This is a genomic window from Serratia marcescens subsp. marcescens ATCC 13880, assembly GCF_017299535.1.
GTDB classification, from domain to species: domain Bacteria; phylum Pseudomonadota; class Gammaproteobacteria; order Enterobacterales; family Enterobacteriaceae; genus Serratia; species Serratia marcescens.
The window spans coordinates 3,483,707-3,499,714 of the sequence record NZ_CP071238.1 but is presented as its reverse complement, the minus strand read 5'-3'; the positions used below and the strand labels follow the sequence as shown (position 1 = coordinate 3,499,714).

General features: G+C 60.9%; 14 protein-coding genes. 7 read left to right on the top strand and 7 right to left on the bottom strand.

Annotated features, from left to right (window positions below; translation table 11 throughout):
* Window position 1 precedes the first annotated feature (1 nt).
* Genes menB through menE form a run of 3 tightly spaced genes read left to right on the top strand, consistent with a single transcriptional unit; the run spans window position 2 to window position 3,215 of the window.
* Window positions 2–859, top strand: a complete 858-nt coding sequence (gene menB / locus J0F90_RS16705) for a 1,4-dihydroxy-2-naphthoyl-CoA synthase (RefSeq protein ID WP_033639797.1) — start codon at window positions 2–4, stop codon at window positions 857–859.
* Complete coding sequence (gene menC / locus J0F90_RS16700) at window positions 859–1,842, top strand: o-succinylbenzoate synthase (protein WP_033639798.1); 984 nt, start codon at window positions 859–861, stop codon at window positions 1,840–1,842. The genes menB and menC overlap by 1 nt, the downstream gene beginning before the upstream one ends.
* Window positions 1,830–3,215, top strand: a complete 1,386-nt coding sequence (menE, locus tag J0F90_RS16695; protein WP_033639799.1) for an o-succinylbenzoate--CoA ligase — start codon at window positions 1,830–1,832, stop codon at window positions 3,213–3,215. The genes menC and menE overlap by 13 nt, the downstream gene beginning before the upstream one ends.
* A 44-nt stretch (window positions 3,216–3,259) precedes the next feature.
* On the opposite strand, the gene katA is transcribed toward menE, so the two are convergent.
* Window positions 3,260–4,696: a catalase KatA gene (gene katA, locus J0F90_RS16690; protein WP_015378563.1), complete on the bottom strand. Its 1,437-nt coding sequence runs from the start codon at window positions 4,694–4,696 to the stop codon at window positions 3,260–3,262.
* Between the two features lie 338 nt (window positions 4,697–5,034).
* Between katA and J0F90_RS16685 the strand changes: the two genes are divergently transcribed.
* Window positions 5,035–5,574 carry a YfaZ family outer membrane protein gene (locus J0F90_RS16685; RefSeq protein ID WP_004935943.1) on the top strand — a complete coding sequence of 180 codons (540 nt, stop codon included), beginning with the start codon at window positions 5,035–5,037 and terminating at the stop codon, window positions 5,572–5,574.
* A 61-nt stretch (window positions 5,575–5,635) separates the two neighbouring features.
* Here J0F90_RS16685 and tyrP read toward each other — a convergent pair whose 3' ends face one another.
* Window positions 5,636–6,844, bottom strand: a complete 1,209-nt coding sequence (gene tyrP / locus J0F90_RS16680) for a tyrosine transporter TyrP (RefSeq protein ID WP_015378562.1) — start codon at window positions 6,842–6,844, stop codon at window positions 5,636–5,638.
* Window positions 6,845–7,089: 245 nt separating this feature from the next.
* Here tyrP and J0F90_RS16675 point away from each other — a divergent pair, with 245 nt between their 5' ends.
* Window positions 7,090–8,286, top strand: a complete 1,197-nt coding sequence (locus J0F90_RS16675; protein WP_033639800.1) for a nicotinamide mononucleotide deamidase-related protein YfaY — start codon at window positions 7,090–7,092, stop codon at window positions 8,284–8,286.
* Here J0F90_RS16675 and J0F90_RS16670 read toward each other — a convergent pair.
* On the bottom strand, window positions 8,276–9,511 hold the full coding sequence (locus J0F90_RS16670) for an FAD-dependent oxidoreductase (protein WP_227944592.1): 1,236 nt from the start codon (window positions 9,509–9,511) through the stop codon (window positions 8,276–8,278). The two genes, J0F90_RS16675 and J0F90_RS16670, sit on opposite strands and share 11 nt — an antisense overlap.
* A 116-nt stretch (window positions 9,512–9,627) precedes the next feature.
* Here J0F90_RS16670 and J0F90_RS16665 point away from each other — a divergent pair, with 116 nt between their 5' ends.
* Both J0F90_RS16665 and J0F90_RS24840 read left to right on the top strand, forming a co-directional pair.
* Complete coding sequence (locus J0F90_RS16665; RefSeq protein WP_033639802.1) at window positions 9,628–10,449, top strand: AraC family transcriptional regulator; 822 nt, start codon at window positions 9,628–9,630, stop codon at window positions 10,447–10,449.
* A 231-nt stretch (window positions 10,450–10,680) separates the two neighbouring features.
* On the top strand, window positions 10,681–10,833 hold the full coding sequence (locus tag J0F90_RS24840) for a Hok/Gef family protein (RefSeq protein WP_004935921.1): 153 nt from the start codon (window positions 10,681–10,683) through the stop codon (window positions 10,831–10,833).
* Window positions 10,834–10,892: 59 nt separating this feature from the next.
* On the opposite strand, the gene yfaE is transcribed toward J0F90_RS24840, so the two are convergent.
* The 4 genes from yfaE to ubiG all read right to left on the bottom strand — a co-directional run bounded on the left by yfaE (window position 10,893) and on the right by ubiG (window position 15,807).
* The gene (gene yfaE, locus J0F90_RS16655) at window positions 10,893–11,153 is read right to left on the bottom strand and encodes a class I ribonucleotide reductase maintenance protein YfaE (protein ID WP_025303642.1); all 261 of its coding nucleotides are present in this window, start codon (window positions 11,151–11,153) and stop codon (window positions 10,893–10,895) included.
* Window positions 11,154–11,156: 3 nt separating this feature from the next.
* Window positions 11,157–12,287 carry a class Ia ribonucleoside-diphosphate reductase subunit beta gene (nrdB, locus tag J0F90_RS16650; RefSeq protein WP_004935915.1) on the bottom strand — a complete coding sequence of 377 codons (1,131 nt, stop codon included), beginning with the start codon at window positions 12,285–12,287 and terminating at the stop codon, window positions 11,157–11,159.
* Between the two features lie 67 nt (window positions 12,288–12,354).
* Window positions 12,355–14,643, bottom strand: coding sequence for a class 1a ribonucleoside-diphosphate reductase subunit alpha (nrdA, locus tag J0F90_RS16645; protein WP_033632525.1), 2,289 nt, complete (start codon window positions 14,641–14,643; stop codon window positions 12,355–12,357).
* Between the two features lie 438 nt (window positions 14,644–15,081).
* The gene (ubiG, locus tag J0F90_RS16640) at window positions 15,082–15,807 is read right to left on the bottom strand and encodes a bifunctional 2-polyprenyl-6-hydroxyphenol methylase/3-demethylubiquinol 3-O-methyltransferase UbiG (protein ID WP_033641383.1); all 726 of its coding nucleotides are present in this window, start codon (window positions 15,805–15,807) and stop codon (window positions 15,082–15,084) included.
* Window positions 15,808–16,008: the final 201 nt, after the last annotated feature.

Here is a 16,008-nt window from a genome sequence, read left to right as displayed (position 1 = left end):
CATGCTTTATCCGAATGAAGAACACCTGTATGCCGCCATCGCCTGGCAGGATTGCACCGGCGATTTCGAAGACATTCTGTATCACAAGTCCGCTGACGGCATCGCCAAAATCACCATCAACCGGCCGCAGGTGCGCAACGCGTTTCGTCCGCAAACGGTCAAAGAGATGATCGACGCGCTGGCCAACGCCCGTTACGACGACGGCATCGGCGTCATTATTCTGACTGGCGCCGGCGATAAGGCCTTCTGCTCCGGCGGCGATCAGAAAGTGCGCGGCGACTACGGCGGCTATCGCGACGACAGCGGCGTACACCACCTCAACGTGCTGGACTTCCAACGCCAGATCCGCACCTGCCCGAAACCGGTGGTGGCGATGGTGGCCGGCTATTCGATCGGCGGCGGCCACGTGCTGCACATGATGTGCGATCTGACCATCGCGGCGGATAACGCCATCTTCGGCCAGACCGGCCCGAAAGTGGGCTCGTTCGACGGCGGCTGGGGCGCGTCTTACATGGCGCGCATCGTCGGCCAGAAGAAGGCGCGCGAAATCTGGTTCCTGTGCCGCCAGTACGACGCCGCCGCCGCGCTGGACATGGGCCTGGTCAATACCGTGGTGCCGCTGGCCGATCTGGAAAAAGAGACGGTGCGCTGGTGCCGCGAAATGCTGCAGAACAGCCCGATGGCGCTGCGCTGCCTGAAGGCGGCGCTGAATGCCGACTGCGACGGCCAGGCCGGTTTGCAGGAGCTGGCGGGCAACGCCACCATGCTGTTCTACATGACCGACGAAGGGCAGGAAGGGCGCAACGCGTTCAACGAGAAGCGCCAACCGGACTTCAGCAAATTCAAGCGTAACCCGTAATGAGCGGAGCAAACCGCAGCGCGGCGCTATACCGTTACAGCCTGCCGATGGAGGCGGGCGTGGTGCTGCGCAATCAACGGTTGAAAACGCGTGACGGATGGGTGGTGCAGCTGCGTCAGGGCGAGCGTGAAGGCTGGGGCGAGATCGCGCCGCTGCCGGAATTCAGCCGGGAAACGTTGGCGCAGGCCGAACAGGCCGCGCTGGCGTGGCTGCAGGCCTGGTTGGCGGGCAACGAACCGGATGACAGCGCGCTGCCCTCGGTGGCCTTTGGGCTCAGCTGTGCGCAGGCCGAGCTGGAGCTGCGCTTGCCGATGCAGGCGGATTTCCGCAAGGCGCCGCTGTGCACCGGCGATCCGGACGAGCTGTTCGAGACATTGAGCGCTTTGCCGGGCGAGAAAGTCGCCAAGGTGAAAGTAGGGCTGTATGAGGCGGTGCGCGACGGCATGATCGTCAACGTGCTGCTGGAGGCGCTGCCGGATCTGCGGCTGCGGCTGGACGCCAACCGCAGTTGGACCCGCGCCAAAGCCGACGGCTTCGCCAAATATGTCAACCCGGCGTGGCGCGATCGCATAGCCTTCCTGGAAGAGCCCTGCAAGACCCGTGATGAATCGCGCGACTTCGCCCGGGCGACCGGCATCGCCATCGCCTGGGATGAGAGCGTGCGGGAGGCGGACTTTGTGGTGCAGGCCGAGCCGGGCGTGGCGGCCATCGTGATCAAGCCGACGCTGGTCGGCAGCCTGGCGCGTTGCCAGACGCTGGTGGCGCAGGCGCACGCGGCGGGGCTGACGGCGGTGATCAGTTCCAGCCTCGAATCCAGCCTGGGGTTGACCCAACTGGCGCGCATCGCCCATTGGCTGACGCCGGACACCGTGCCGGGCCTGGACACGCTGGGGTTGATGCAGGCGCAGGTGCTGCGCCCGTGGCCGGGCAGCGCGTTGCCGCTGCTGGATGTCTCGGCGCTGGAGTGCCTATGGCGCCGTTGAACGATTGGCCGTGGCGACACTGGGCGCGCACTCAGCCGCAGGCGACGGCGCTGATGCTCGGCGAACAACCGCTGAGCTGGCTGGCGTTGCAGAGCCAGGTGGATGAGCTGGCGGCGGATTTCCAGCATCAGGGCGTTGAACCGGGCTGCGGCGTGGCGCTGTGCGGTAAAAACAGCTATCCACTGCTGCTGGCCTATCTGGCGCTGTTGCAGTGCGGCGCACGCCTGTTGCCGCTCAATCCCGCCTTGCCGACGCCGCTGCTGGCGCAGCTGTTGCCGGAATTGGATATGACCTTTGTCTTCGGCCCGGACTCGTTGCCGGCGCTGCCGGAAGAGGTGATTCGATTGACCCCGCCCTCGACCGAGCCGCGTTGGCCGAACCTGCCTGCGTGGGAGGCGCAGCGTCTGGCGACGCTGACGTTGACCTCGGGTTCCAGCGGCATGCCGAAGGCGGCGGCGCACAGCTACGCCAATCATCTGGCCAGCGCCGCCGGGGTGTTGCGGTTGATGGATTTTCAACGCGAGGATTGCTGGCTGTTGTCACTGCCGCTGTTTCACGTCTCCGGCCAGGGCATCGTCTGGCGCTGGTTGGCGGCGGGCGCCCGATTGGCGGTGCGCGAGATGCACCCGCTGAACGAGGCGTTGGCGGGATGCACGCATGCCTCGTTGGTGCCGACGCAGCTGTGGCGGCTGCTGGCGCAACCGCTGGCGGGCATGACGCTGAAGGCGGTGCTGCTCGGCGGCGCGATGATACCGGTGGAGCTGACCGAACGGGCGGAGGCGGCGGGGATCCGCTGCTGGTGCGGCTACGGGCTGACCGAACTGGCCTCCACGGTGTGCGCCAAGCGCGCCGATGCGCGGCCGGGCGTCGGCCTGCCGCTCGGCGGCCGCGAGGTAAAACTGGTGGATGAAGAGGTCTGGATCCGCGCCGACAGCCTGGCGATTGGCTACTGGCGTCATGGCCATCTGCAGCCGTTGGCCGATGAGCAGGGCTGGTTCCCGACCCGCGATCGCGGCGCGATGATCGAGGGGGAACTGCGAATTCTCGGCCGGCTGGACAACCTGTTTTTCAGCGGCGGCGAAGGGGTGCAGCCGGAAGATATCGAACGCGTGCTGGCGGCGCATCCACAGATCACGCAGGCGTTTGTAGTGCCGGTGGCGGACGCCGAGTTCGGCCAGCGGCCGGTGGCGGTGATCGACGGCGATCCGGCGCTGTCGTTGAGTGCGCTGCTCGCCTGGTCGCAGGACCAGCTGGCCAATTTCCAACGCCCGACGGCATTACTTCCGCTGCCTGACGAGCTGAAAAACGGCGGCATCAAGATTTCGCGCCGCCAGTTGCAGCAGTGGGTGGCGGAGCGCCTGCGTCCGGCATAAAAAAAGCCGCCCGAAAGGGCGGCTGAGTGGATGGCAACAGAGGGTTATTTCAGCCCCAACGCCTTGGCGACGCCGGCGCCGTAGTCCGGATGCACCTTGGTGAACAGCTCGACCTGACGGCGCTGGATCTGTTCCGGCACCTGCGACAGTTCGCCGGCGATGCGGGTGAACATGCGCTGGTGCTCTTCGGCGCTCAGCAGGTTGAACAGCGCGCGCGGCTGGCTGTAGTAATCGTCGTCTTCACGATGGTTCCAGTGATCGGCCGCGCCCTCAATGCTCAGCGGCGGCTCGCTGAAGTCCGGCTGCTCCTGGAACAGGCCGAAGCTGTTCGGTTCGTAGGTTGCGCCGTTGCCGCTGTTGCCGTCCACGCGCATCGCACCGTCGCGATGATAGTTGTGGAACGGGCATTTGGCGCCGTTCACCGGGATCTGGTGATGGTTGACGCCCAAGCGGTAGCGGTGCGCATCGCCATAGGAGAACAGACGGCCCTGCAGCATTTTATCCGGCGAGAAACTGATGCCCGGCACCACATTGGCGGGGTTCATCGCCACCTGTTCGACTTCGGAGAAGTAGTTGTCGGGATTGCGGTTCAACTCGAAATAACCGACGTCGATCAGCGGGTAGTCGCCGTGCGGCCATACCTTGGTCAGATCGAATGGGTTATATGGCGTCTGAGAGGCCTCGTGTTCCGGCATGATCTGAATTTGCAGCTTCCAGCGCGGGAAGTCGCCGCGTTTGATCGCCTCGAACAAATCGCGCTGTGAGCTTTCGCGATCCTTGGCGATGATCGCTTCCGCCTCTTCATCCATCAGGTTTTCAATGCCCTGTTCGCAGCGGAAGTGGAATTTCACCCAGAAACGTTCGTTGGCGGCATTGATAAAGCTGAAGGTGTGGCTGCCGAAGCCGTGCATGTGGCGGTAGGACTTCGGAATGCCGCGATCGCTGAAGTCGATGGTCAGCTGGTGCAGTGATTCCGGCAGGTGGGAGAAAAAGTCCCATTTGTAGACCGGATTGCGCAGGTTGGTATGCGGATCGCGTTTCACCACGTGGTTGAGATCGGGGAATTTCAGCGGATCGCGCAGATAGAACACCGGCGTATCGTTACCCACCAGATCCCAGTTGCCTTCTTCGGTATAGAACTTCATGGCGAAGCCGCGAATGTCGCGTTCGGCGTCGGCGGCGCCGCGTTCACCGGCGACGGTGGAGAAGCGGATAAACATGTCGGTCTGCTTACCGATTTCGGAGAAGATCTTGGCGCGGGTGTAGCGGGTGATGTCGTGGGTGACGGTAAAGGTGCCGTAGGCGCCGGATCCCTTGGCGTGCATGCGACGCTCGGGGATGACTTCACGGTCGAAGTGGGCCAGTTTTTCCAGGAACCACACGTCCTGCAACAGCATCGGGCCGCGTTTGCCCGCGGTGATCACGTTATTGTTATCGACAACCGGGGCGCCGGCTGCGGTGGTCAGTCCTTTCTTGCTCATCACTTGCTCCTTATCGTAGTGCAGTTAAGTAAAGACTCGGGCGGTTTAAGCGTTCATCAGCATAGTCCTTTGGCGGGGCTTCTTCCCCTGACCTTGGTCAAAGCCACTACTAGTTGTAGCCCTATTGCCGAGCGACGGCAAATAGGTCTCGGTTATCGTTGGCATCGCCTTGACGAATATGGATTTTTGTTTGCAAATTTTTACATTTATTTGATTATTGAAGAATTTTTTCGCTTTTATCCCTTAAATACTCATTGCGCTTTGGTATAGACTCGTGACGTTATTATTATGCGTTGATTCGATCATTCGGTACGGATGACAAACCAGAGGGAAAGATGATGAAAAAGACTTGGGTCGCGTGCGCGGCAGGATTGCTGTTGGTGACCGGCGCGGCGAACGCCATCAGCGTGTCGGGCGAAGCCGGGCAACACTACACCAACCTGGGCGTCGGCATGAGCACCGGCTCTTCAGGTCTTGGCCTGACCGGCAACTGGGCGCGCAGCGACCACGACGGCAACGTCGGCAGCGTGGGGTTGAACTTCGGCGTGCCGCTGGGGCCGTTGACGGCGACCGTGGGCGCCAAAGCGCTGTACCTCAGCCCGAAAGACGGGAAGAGCGGCGGGGCGGTGGCGCTGGGCGGCGGCCTGGAGTGGGAAATTAACCGTTACTTCAGCCTGCACGGCGAAGGGTACTTTGCCCCTGAGTCTTTCACCAGCGGCGTGAAGGCCTATAACGAAGCCAGCGGCGGCCTGCGCTGGAAGTTCCGTCCGCTGAGCGTGGACGTGGGCTACCGTTACATGCAAATGGAAGGCAAAGACGGGCGTCGCGACAATACGCTGGCCGATGGCCCTTATGTCGGCGTGGGCCTGAGCTTCTGACGATCAGCAAAAAGGGGCCATTGCGGCCCCTTTCTCTTTATCATTTCTTGTCTTTCGTCGCTTACCCGACCGCCGGCAGCATGCCGCTGGCGATGCCCAGTTGGATGGCGATCACCGTCACCCCGCAGACAAACACCAACGCCAGCGCTGGCGTACCGCCCCAGACGCGATACTGCGCCTGATGCTTTTGGCGGGTTTTCCACACCAGCAGTGAAGGCAACAGCAGCGCCAACACCGACAAAGCGATGGCGGCGAATCCCAGCGCCAGCACGAAGCCGCGCGGGTAGAACAGCGCGAAGGCCAGCGGCGGCAGGAAGGTGATGGCGCCGGTTTGCAGGCGGCCGCGCACGTTATCTTGCCGCTTGAACAGGTCGGCCAGGAAATCGAACAGCCCGAGCGCCACGCCGAGGAACGAGGTCGCCAGCGCCAGATCGGCGAACAGGTGCACCGCCAGTTCAACGTGCGGCGAAGCCACCGCGTCGCGCACCGCCTGCAACAGGCCGTTCAGCCCGGCCTGCTGCGCCAGAATGCCGACGAAGGTGTCGGAGCTGATGCTGCCCAGCGTCGCCAGCTGCCAGAAGATATAGGCCATCAGCGGGATGGCGCTGCCGATGATAAATACCCAGCGCAGTTTGCGAATGTTGCCGCCCATGTAGTTGACGATGCTCGGCACGCTGCCGTGGAAGCCGAAAGAAGTGAAGATCACCGGAATGGCCGACAGCGCCAGGCCTTGCTCCAGCGGCAATGTCATCAGATTGGTTTGGTGGATATTCGGCAACATCAGGCCGAGCATCACCACCAGAAATACCACTTTGGCGCTGAACAGGATGCGGTTGAACAAGTCGACCGAGTGGGTGCCGATGCACACCACGCCGCCGGCCACCAGGGTGAACAGCAGGACGCCGAGCGACACCGGGAAGTCCTGCGATGTCCATTGGCTGATGCTGGTGGCGAGCAGTTCGCCGGCGCCGCTGATATAGGCGGCGGTGAGGGCGTACATCAGGAACATCATGCTAAAGCTGGTCAGCCACTGGCCGCCGCCGCCGAGATAACGTTTGGCGAGCGTGCCCAGACCGGTATCCGCCTGCTCATGCTGGTAAACCTCCACCAGCAGCAGCGCGGTGTAACACATCAACAGCCACAGCCCGACCAGTAAGGCCAGCGTGACGCCGAAGCCGACGCCGGCCGCTGCCAGCGGCATCGCCAGCATCCCGGCGCCAATGGTGGTGCCCGCCACGATAAAAACACTGCCAAGAGTGCGATTCTTCACGTTTTTTCTCTACCAGCCGAAAGATTTTGAAAATTATAGGTAACGATTTATGAGGATGGCAGGATAGTGGAAGCCCTAATTTGTGTCAAACCGACGTTACGCATGATGTAAATAAATATTTACATTGCGGCGGCCGGCATGGCACATGAGAAACGGACCCATGGCTGAAATTATCCGAAGGCGGCTAGTGAAAAGTTATTTACGGGCTTCTATAGTGGAATGACCAAAAAATGTGGGAGAGATCAATGTTAAGGGTGGAGATGCTCAGCACCGGCGATGAGGTGCTGCACGGGCAAATTATTGATACCAACGCCGCCTGGCTGGCGGACTACCTGTTCCAGCAGGGCGTGCCGATGAGCGGGCGTGAAACGGTCGGGGACAGCCTCTCTGCGTTGATCGAGATCCTGCAGGAACGCAGCCATATCGCCGATGTGCTGATCGTCAACGGCGGCCTGGGGCCGACCAGCGACGATCTCAGCGCGCTGGCCGCCGCGAAAGCCAGCGGCGTAGAGCTGGTCGAACGGGCTGACTGGTTGGCGCGCATGGAAGCCTATTTCGCCGAGCGCGGGCGGCCGATGGCCCCTTCCAATCGCAAGCAGGCGCAGATCCCGGCCAACGCGGAAATGTTGGATAACCCGGTGGGCACCGCCTGCGGGTTCGCATTGCAGCTGAACCAATGCCTGATGTTCTTCACCCCCGGCGTGCCGTCGGAATTCAAAGTGATGGTCGAACAGCAGATCGTACCGCGTCTGCGCCAGCGCTTCACCTTGCCGGCGCCGCCGCTGTGCCTGCGCCTGACGACATTCGGCACCTCCGAGAGCGATCTGGCCGCCGAGCTGGACGGCATGCCGCTGCCGCCGGATGTGGTGTTGGGTTACCGTTCCTCCAGCCCGATCATCGAACTGAAGCTGACCGGGCCGGAAAGCCGGCGTGCGGAAATGGAGCTGGCCTGGCGACGCGTGCGCGAAGTGGCGGGGGACAACTGCATTTTTGAAGGCACCGACGGGTTGCCGGCGACGCTGACGCAGCGCCTGAATCAGCAAGGGCTGAAGCTGGCGTTGAGCGAGCAGTTCAGTGGCGGTTTGATCAATCTGCAGTTGCAGAGCGAAGGGGCGCCGCTGGCGGGTGGCGAGCTGCTGCCGGCACACTGCATCGAAACGCTGGAAACGACGCTGGCGCGCGCCCGCTCGCTGGCGGAATTGACCGGCGCGCCGTTGGCGTTGGCGGTCAGCGCCATGCGCGATGAGCAGGTGAGCATTGCGCTGCACACGCCGCACGGCGGCATTGGCCAGACCGTGCGTTATCGCGCGTCGCGCCACGGTCTGCGGTTGCGTCAGGAGTCGGTGGCGATGCTGGCGTTGGATATGCTGCGCCGCTGGCTGAATGGGAGCCAGGCGTGCGGTAAAAACGCCTGGCTGGAAGTGGTGGACATTATCGAGTGACGGGCATCGGCGTTGCTGAGTCTCCCGTCTTGTCGGCCTCATCGCGCTGCATCAGCCGTTCGGACGCCAGGCGTGAAAGACGTATTGCCGCCGCGCCTCGCGTTTGCAGTTCTGTACCGTAGTTCCTGAGTGCCTGCGCGGCGTTGTCTGAGTGCGCCAGATGCGCCGCCAGGCTGGCGGCGTCCGCCAATGCGGTGTTGGCGCCGAGCCCACCCGCCGGGCTCATGGCGTGCACGGCGTCGCCGAGAAAGGCGATGCGTTCGCTGTGCCATTCCGGCATCGCCGCCGTAACCTGCACCGTCCGCACGCTGAGCGACAGGGGATCCGCCAACGCTAACACCGTTTGCAAGGCGGGCGCCCATCCCTGCGAGATATGCCGTACGCGCGCCCGCAACGCGGTGCTTCCCTCCTCCCGTACCGGCCCGCCGAGCCGTTCAGCCGATCCGATGCAGGCCCAATAGAGATAGTCGTCGACCGGCGAGAGGCGGCAATCGGGCGCGTAGTCGGCCGCCAGATGCGCCATGGGAGCCTGAAAGCGCATCGGTTCAATCACCAGCGACATGCCGTCGGCGAAGATCACCGATACGCCGTTCAGCAGCTCAGGGGCCAATTGGGCCCGGGTCGCGGCATCGAGCGGCGTTTTGCCGTAAAGAGTGACGGCGCCACTGTCTTCTGGCCCCGCCTCGGGCAGGCAGCGGCGCCGCACCAGCGAGTTGACGCCGTCGGCGGCGATCAGCACATCGACCCGCACGTGTTCGCCGTTGGCGAACTGAAGTTCCACGCCCTGCGGCGTTTGTGCAAATTCACGCAAGGTATGGCCGAAACGCACCCGGTCTTGCAGGCCGGCAAGCAGGATCTCGCGCAGCGTTTGGCGATGAATGCCGAGATCGCCGCCCGGTTCTTGCGTTTGGCGCGGGCTGGAGGGCAACCAGTGCTCGGGACGCCGGCCGGTGAGCGGGGCAAGCTGCGGATCCCATAGATTGCTCTCGCCGCTGTTTTGCGCGCTGCCGGCGCAGAGCAAGCGGTAGTGCGCCGGCGGCAGGCAGGCAGCCAGCGCCTGCTGGCCCGACGGATCGATGCGCAGCCGGTAGCCCTGATCGCGCGCTTGCGGCGTGGTGTCGCGTTCAAACACCGTGGCGTGGATGCCGAAGCGGCGCAGTCCCTGAGCCAGACACAGGCCGCCGGGCCCGGCGCCGATAATGCCAATGCTGAGTGTTGTCATCATGTTCCCTCGTGAGTCAGTGGCCGCAGACGGTCGCGGCCGGAAGCATTTCATTATGTCGGCGCAGGAAAAGGTTGGTATAACGGTATCTGGACTAAAAATAGTGATTAGTGGCCAATATGAATGCGAACCTTCATGCCCCCGACGCTGACTGCAGCGAATGGTCGGGGGGCCCCTGGCTGATCGCCCTTGGCGGCCGCGACGCGGCAGGGCGTGAGTATCGGTTGGGCACGCGCGAATACGACTGGCATCAGCATGTGCGCGGGCAGTTGCTGTGCGTCGAAAGCGGTTTGCTGCATGTAAGCACGGCGCAGGGCGATTGGGTGCTACCGCCTCAGCGGGCGGGTTGGATCCCGCCGGCGACGGAGCACCGGGTGCAGGTCTGCGGCGCACTGAGCGGCTGGAGTTTGCTGCTGGCGCCGGAGGCCTGCCACGATCTGTCGAATACACCTTGCGTTATCGGCATCAGCGCCGTGCTGCAGGCGCTGGCTCAGCGTGCGGAAGGCTGGGAAAAACGCAGCGCGCTTACCCTGGAGCAGGAGCGTATGGCGCAGGTGATGCGTGACGAGATACGGCTGGCGCCGACGGAGCCGCTGTATTTGCCGATGTCGTCCCATCCGCGCCTGGCCGGCGTTCTGCAGGCCTTGCTGGCGCAGCCGGGGAGCGAGCGTTCGCTGGAGGCGTGGGCTGAATGGGGGGCGATGTCGCCGCGTACCCTGCGGCGGTTGATGATCGGCGAGACGGGGTTGAGTTTTGCCCAGTGGCGCCAGCAGGCCCGGTTGTCGTATGCGTTAGCGAAGCTGGCCGAAGGCGAGACGGTGCTGCAGATCGCGGAGGCGCTGGGGTATGCCTCGCCGAGTAATTTTATCGCCATGTTTCGTAAAGCCTTCGGCGATCCCCCGGCGCGTTATTTTTCCACATCGGCGGGAAAGGGGCGCTAAGCGAAATACTGTGAGGATAGTTATATATCCCTGATTAATCATAATTTTATAGGGGATATTCGCGGTGAGGGAATGCTGTTACTCTCTTGACGGGTGCTTGAGACTGTTCGTCTTGGGCATTGTGTGACAAGGCGGATAGATGAAAGCCCCAGACTGACTCTCAATCAGAATGGGGCTGCACATACCGCCTAGACACCGGTATGGTAGCCCCTTCACAGCAAGGAGGCAAGCATGCGCTTAAGGCATGTGTTTCACTCGCTAACCGTTGTATGTATTACGGTTTTGTTATTTATCTGGATGATAAGAGACTCGCTGTGCGAGCTAAAAATCTACCAGGAAAATATCACTATCCTGATCAGGTTGGCGTGTGAGGTGAAGCGGTAATCCTAGGGCGGGGGTAACCCCGCCTTCTGGTCTCCAGGCGCGGTTTCCGGCACCCGACTTTACATTTCCAGCTCGATATCCGTCAGCGGCATGCAGCAGCAGGGCAGGATCTCGCCGGCGTTGATAAACGCCAGCGGCTGCTGGCGGTAGGTCACTTCACCTTTCACCAGCTTCAGGCGGCAGGCACCGCAATAGCCGGATCGGCACTGATACTCCACCTGCACGTCGTGCAGTTCCAGCACGTCGAGCAGACAGTTTTCACTGTTGGGGCAGGAGAGCTGCGTGCCGGCGGCGCGCAGCGTTACGATTGGCGTCGCCATCGCTTACAGTTCGAAGTCGCTCAGGTCGTCGGCGTTGATCTCCGAGTCGATCTGGCCAACCAGGTAGGAGCTCACTTCCACTTCCTGCGGCGCTACCTGCACGTTGTCGGACACAAGCCAGGCATTGATCCATGGGATCGGGTTGGAGCGGGTTTCGAACGGCAGACCAAGGCCGACCGCCTGCATGCGGATATTGGTGATGTATTCCACATACTGGCACAGGATGTCTTTGTTCAGGCCAATCATCGAGCCGTCGCGGAACAGGTATTCCGCCCACTCTTTCTCCTGCTGGGCGGCCAGCACGAACAGATCGTAGCACTCTTGCTGGCACTCCTCGGCGATCTCCGCCATTTCAGGATCGTCGGCGCCTGAACGCATCAGGTTCAGCATGTGCTGGGTGCCGGTCAGGTGCAGCGCTTCGTCGCGGGCGATCAGCTTGATGATCTTGGCGTTGCCTTCCATCAATTCGCGCTCGGCGAACGCGAAGGAGCAGGCAAAGCTGACGTAGAAACGGATCGCTTCCAGCGCGTTCACGCTCATCAGGCACAGGTACAGCTGCTTCTTCAGCGCACGCAGATTGACGGTGACGGTTTTACCGTTCACCTGGTGGGTGCCTTCACCCAGCAGGTGATAGTAGCTGGTCATCTCGATCAGATCGTCGTAGTAGCCGGAAATGTCTTTCGCGCGCTTCTTGATCTCTTCGTTGGTGACGATGTCGTCGAACACCAGCGCCGGATCGTTGACGATGTTGCGGATGATGTGGGTGTAGGAACGGGAGTGGATGGTCTCGGAGAACGACCAGGTTTCCACCCAGGTTTCCAGCTCAGGGATCGAGATCAGCGGCAGCAGGGCGACGTTCGGGCTGCGGCCCTGGATGGAGTCCAGCAGCGTCTGATACTTCAGGTTGCTGATGAAGATGTGCTTCTCGTGCTCCGGCAGCGCCTGATAATCGATGCGATCGCGGGAGACGTCAACTTCTTCCGGGCGCCAGAAGAAGGAGAGCTGTTTTTCGATCAGCTTTTCGAAGATTTCATGCTTTTGCTGGTCGAAACGCGCAACGTTTACCGACTGGCCGAAGAACATCGGCTCTTGCAGCTGGTCGTTTTTGGTCTGAGAAAAAGTGGTGTAAGCCATAAGCCTGAATCCATCGTAACGTGGCTAAATGAAGGGGCCGGAAAATTCCGGCCCGCTAGGTCAAACTTTAGATCTTGCAGGCGCCGCTTTCGCAGTCGTCATCGCCGGCCTTGGCAGGCTGCAAATCTTCCTGGGCGTCTTCCGCGCCGTCGCGGGTGTTTTGGTAGTACAGCGTTTTCACGCCGAACTTGTAGGTGGTGAGCAGGTCTTTCAGCAACTGCTTCATCGGCACCTTGCCGCCCGGGAAGCGGGTAGGATCGTAGTTGGTGTTGGCCGAAATCGACTGGTCGATGAATTTCTGCATCAGCCCCACCAGCTGCAGATAGCCGTCGTTGCTCGGCATTTCCCACAGCAGCTCGTAGTTGTCTTTCAGACGCTCATACTCCGGCACCACCTGGCGCAGGATGCCGTCTTTCGACGCCTTGATGCTGATATGGCCGCGCGGCGGCTCGATGCCGTTGGTGGCGTTGGAAATCTGCGAAGAGGTTTCCGACGGCATCAGGGCGGACAGCGTCGAGTTGCGCAGGCCGGTTTCCTGGATCTCTTTACGCAGGGTTTCCCAGTCGTAGTGCAGCGGCTCGCTGCAGATCGCATCCAGGTCTTTCTTGTAGGTGTCGATCGGCAGGATGCCCTGCGAATAGGTGGTTTCGTTGAACCACGGGCAAGCGCCTTGTTCCTGAGCCAGACGGTTGGAGGCTTTCAGCAGGTAGTACTGAATGGCTTCGAACGTTTTGTGGGTCAGGTTGTTGGCGCTGCCGTCGGAATAGCGTACGCCGTTCTTCGCCAGGTAATAAGCGAAGTTGATGACGCCGATGCCCAGGGTGCGGCGACCCATCGCGCCACGGTGCGCAGCCTTGATCGGGTAATCCTGATAATCCAGCAGAGCGTCGAGTGAACGCACCGCCAGGGTCGCCAGCTCTTCCAGGTCGTCCAGGCTGTCGATCGCGCCCAGGTTGAAGGCGGACAGGGTGCACAGCGCGATCTCGCCGTTTTCATCGTTGACGTCTTCCAGCGGCTTGGTCGGCAGGGCGATTTCCAGGCACAGGTTGGACTGACGCACCGGCGCGATCTGCGGATCGAACGGGCTGTGGGTGTTGCAGTGGTCGACGTTCTGGATGTAGATACGGCCGGTAGAGGCACGTTCTTGCATCATCAGCGAGAACAGCTCAACCGCTTTCACGCGTTTCTGGCGAATGCTGTCATCTTTCTCGTACTGGGTGTACAGGCGCTCGAATTCGTCCTGATCGGCGAAGAACGCGTCGTACAGCCCCGGCACGTCGGACGGGCTGAACAGGGTGATGTCTTCGCCCTTGATCAGACGCTGGTACATCAGGCGGTTCAACTGCACGCCGTAGTCCATGTGACGCACGCGGTTGCCTTCAACGCCACGGTTGTTTTTCAACACCAGCAGGCTTTCTACTTCCAGGTGCCACATCGGGTAGAACAGCGTTGCCGCGCCACCGCGCACGCCGCCCTGTGAGCAGGATTTGACGGCGGTCTGGAAGTGTTTGTAGAACGGAATGCAGCCGGTATGGAAGGCTTCCCCGCCACGGATCGGGCTGCCCAGCGCGCGAATGCGGCCGGCGTTGATGCCGATGCCGGCGCGTTGCGAAACGTATTTCACAATGGCGCTGGAGGTGGCGTTGATGGAGTCCAGGCTGTCGCCGCACTCGATCAGCACGCAGGAGCTGAACTGACGGGTTGGGGTGCGCACGCCGGACATGATCGGCGTTGGCAGCGAAATCTTGAAGGTGGAAATCGCGTCGTAGAAACGTTTGACGTAGTCCAGACGAGTTTCACGCGGGTAGTTGGAGAACAGGCAAGCGGACACCAGCATGTACAGGAACTGGGCGCTTTCGTAGATCTCGCCGCTGACGCGGTTCTGCACCAGATACTTGCCTTCCAGCTGCTTGACGGCGGCATAAGAGAAGTTCATGTCGCGCCAGTGATCGATAAAGGAGTCCATCTGCTCGAACTCTTCAGCGCTGTAGTCTTCCAGCAGATGTTTATCGTATTTGCCCATCTCGACCATGCGCGTCACGTGAGCGTGCAGCTTCGGCGGTTCGAACTGGCCGTAAGCCTTTTTGCGCAGGTGGAAGATCGCCAGGCGAGCGGCCAGGTACTGATAGTCCGGCGCATCGCGGGAGATCAGATCGGCAGCGGCTTTGATGATGGTTTCGTGAATATCGGCGGTTTTGATGCCGTCATAAAACTGAATGTGGGAACGCAACTCTACTTGAGAAACCGAGACGTTGTGTAATCCTTCTGCGGCCCAATCGATGACCCGGTGGATTTTGTCGAGGTTGATGCGCTCTTTACGGCCATCGCGTTTAGTTACAAGCAGACTTTGGTTCATGTGGTGTTTTACCTGTCCGTATGGTGCCCCTAAGCAGAAGTGTAGTCGCTCTGCTCAGTATGTAAACACTATATATAGGGGTTGTATGTCGGTGAGGTAACAAGATAGTGAGAAAAAACGGCGTTTGCAAGTGAACAAAACCCGCCTAATTTGTGGATAACTTGGGGGTGAAATGTCACTTGCCTTTCGCAGTGCGCGCCGTGACTGGCGCGACAAGCTTGTCAATAAGCGAGATCAGATTTTCCTTAAAAACTGAAAAAACCGATCGTTTGGCGCTTTATTAAACGTTAGAAAAAAACGGCATATTGATCTGATTTAATATTCTAAAAAACTGTTTACAACCGCTATTTTGATCGAAGTCGCAAAAATTAGGTATTTTTCCGAATACGTCAATGGCGCCGCCCCCCGGTAATGCAGGGCCGGCGCGGTTTACCGCGTTTAACCTTCGTGTTGGGTGTGCACCATGTAGTTCACGTCAACGTTGCGCCCAAGCTTGAAATGATCGGTGATCGGGTTGTAATGCAGGCCGATCATGTGTTTTTCGCGCAGCGGCGTGCCGTCGACCCAGCCGATCAGTTCGGAAGGGCGAATGAACTTCTTATGATCGTGGGTGCCCTGCGGCACCATCTTCAGCACGTACTCCGCGCCGATCACCGCCATCAGCCAGGCTTTGGTGTTGCGGTTGATGGTGGAGAAGAACACGTGGCCGCCCGGTTTCACCAGTTGGGCGCAGGCGCGTACCACCGAGGCAGGATCCGGCACGTGCTCCAGCATCTCCATGCAGGTGACCACGTCGTAGCGCTGCGGGTTGGCCTGAGCGTGGCTTTCCACTGTCTCCTGCACATAGGTGACGTTCATGCCGCTTTCCAGGGCGTGCAGCCGGGCGACCTGCAGCGGCTCCGCGCCCATGTCCAGCCCGGTTACCTTGGCGCCTTCGCGCGCCATGCTCTCCGCCAGAATGCCGCCGCCGCAGCCCACGTCGAGCACCTGCTTGTCAAAAATGCCGCCGGCGCGCTGCATGATGTAGTTCAGGCGCAGCGGGTTGATGCGGTGCAGCGGTTTGAACTCGCCTTCCAGATCCCACCAGCGGGAGGCGACGGCCTCGAACTTGGCGATTTCCTGGTGGTCAACGTTTTGCACTCGGCTGGATGATTCTGCGTTCATGGGCTTGTCTGGCTCCTTGTTCTCGTTGCGCGGATTATACATGTTCCGGCGCGGCATCGTCTGTGCCGATGCGTTTTTAGCGCACTTATCTGCACAATTTCCGTGAAACAGCGGCGGTTATTTTCCCGTAAAGCGTGCTTTGTGATATAGTTTTACACCTTTGCCACTATGGCAGCGGGCAGATGAATCATTAGTAGAGGG

Excerpts from the sequence above, each read along its gene's own strand:
- J0F90_RS16685 (WP_004935943.1), top strand. The coding sequence starts at position 5,035 with ATGAAAAAGACTTGGGTCGCGTGCGCGGCAGGATTGCTGTTGGTGACC.
- yfaE (WP_025303642.1), bottom strand. The coding sequence starts at position 11,153 with ATGGCGACGCCAATCGTAACGCTGCGCGCCGCCGGCACGCAGCTCTCC.
- nrdB (WP_004935915.1), bottom strand. The coding sequence starts at position 12,287 with ATGGCTTACACCACTTTTTCTCAGACCAAAAACGACCAGCTGCAAGAG.
- menE (WP_033639799.1), top strand. The coding sequence starts at position 1,830 with ATGGCGCCGTTGAACGATTGGCCGTGGCGACACTGGGCGCGCACTCAG.
- menC (WP_033639798.1), top strand. The coding sequence starts at position 859 with ATGAGCGGAGCAAACCGCAGCGCGGCGCTATACCGTTACAGCCTGCCG.
- ubiG (WP_033641383.1), bottom strand. The coding sequence starts at position 15,807 with ATGAACGCAGAATCATCCAGCCGAGTGCAAAACGTTGACCACCAGGAA.
- menB (WP_033639797.1), top strand. The coding sequence starts at position 2 with ATGCTTTATCCGAATGAAGAACACCTGTATGCCGCCATCGCCTGGCAG.
- katA (WP_015378563.1), bottom strand. The coding sequence starts at position 4,696 with ATGAGCAAGAAAGGACTGACCACCGCAGCCGGCGCCCCGGTTGTCGAT.
- J0F90_RS24840 (WP_004935921.1), top strand. The coding sequence starts at position 10,681 with ATGCGCTTAAGGCATGTGTTTCACTCGCTAACCGTTGTATGTATTACG.
- J0F90_RS16670 (WP_227944592.1), bottom strand. The coding sequence starts at position 9,511 with ATGATGACAACACTCAGCATTGGCATTATCGGCGCCGGGCCCGGCGGC.
- J0F90_RS16665 (WP_033639802.1), top strand. The coding sequence starts at position 9,628 with ATGAATGCGAACCTTCATGCCCCCGACGCTGACTGCAGCGAATGGTCG.
- J0F90_RS16675 (WP_033639800.1), top strand. The coding sequence starts at position 7,090 with ATGTTAAGGGTGGAGATGCTCAGCACCGGCGATGAGGTGCTGCACGGG.
- nrdA (WP_033632525.1), bottom strand. The coding sequence starts at position 14,643 with ATGAACCAAAGTCTGCTTGTAACTAAACGCGATGGCCGTAAAGAGCGC.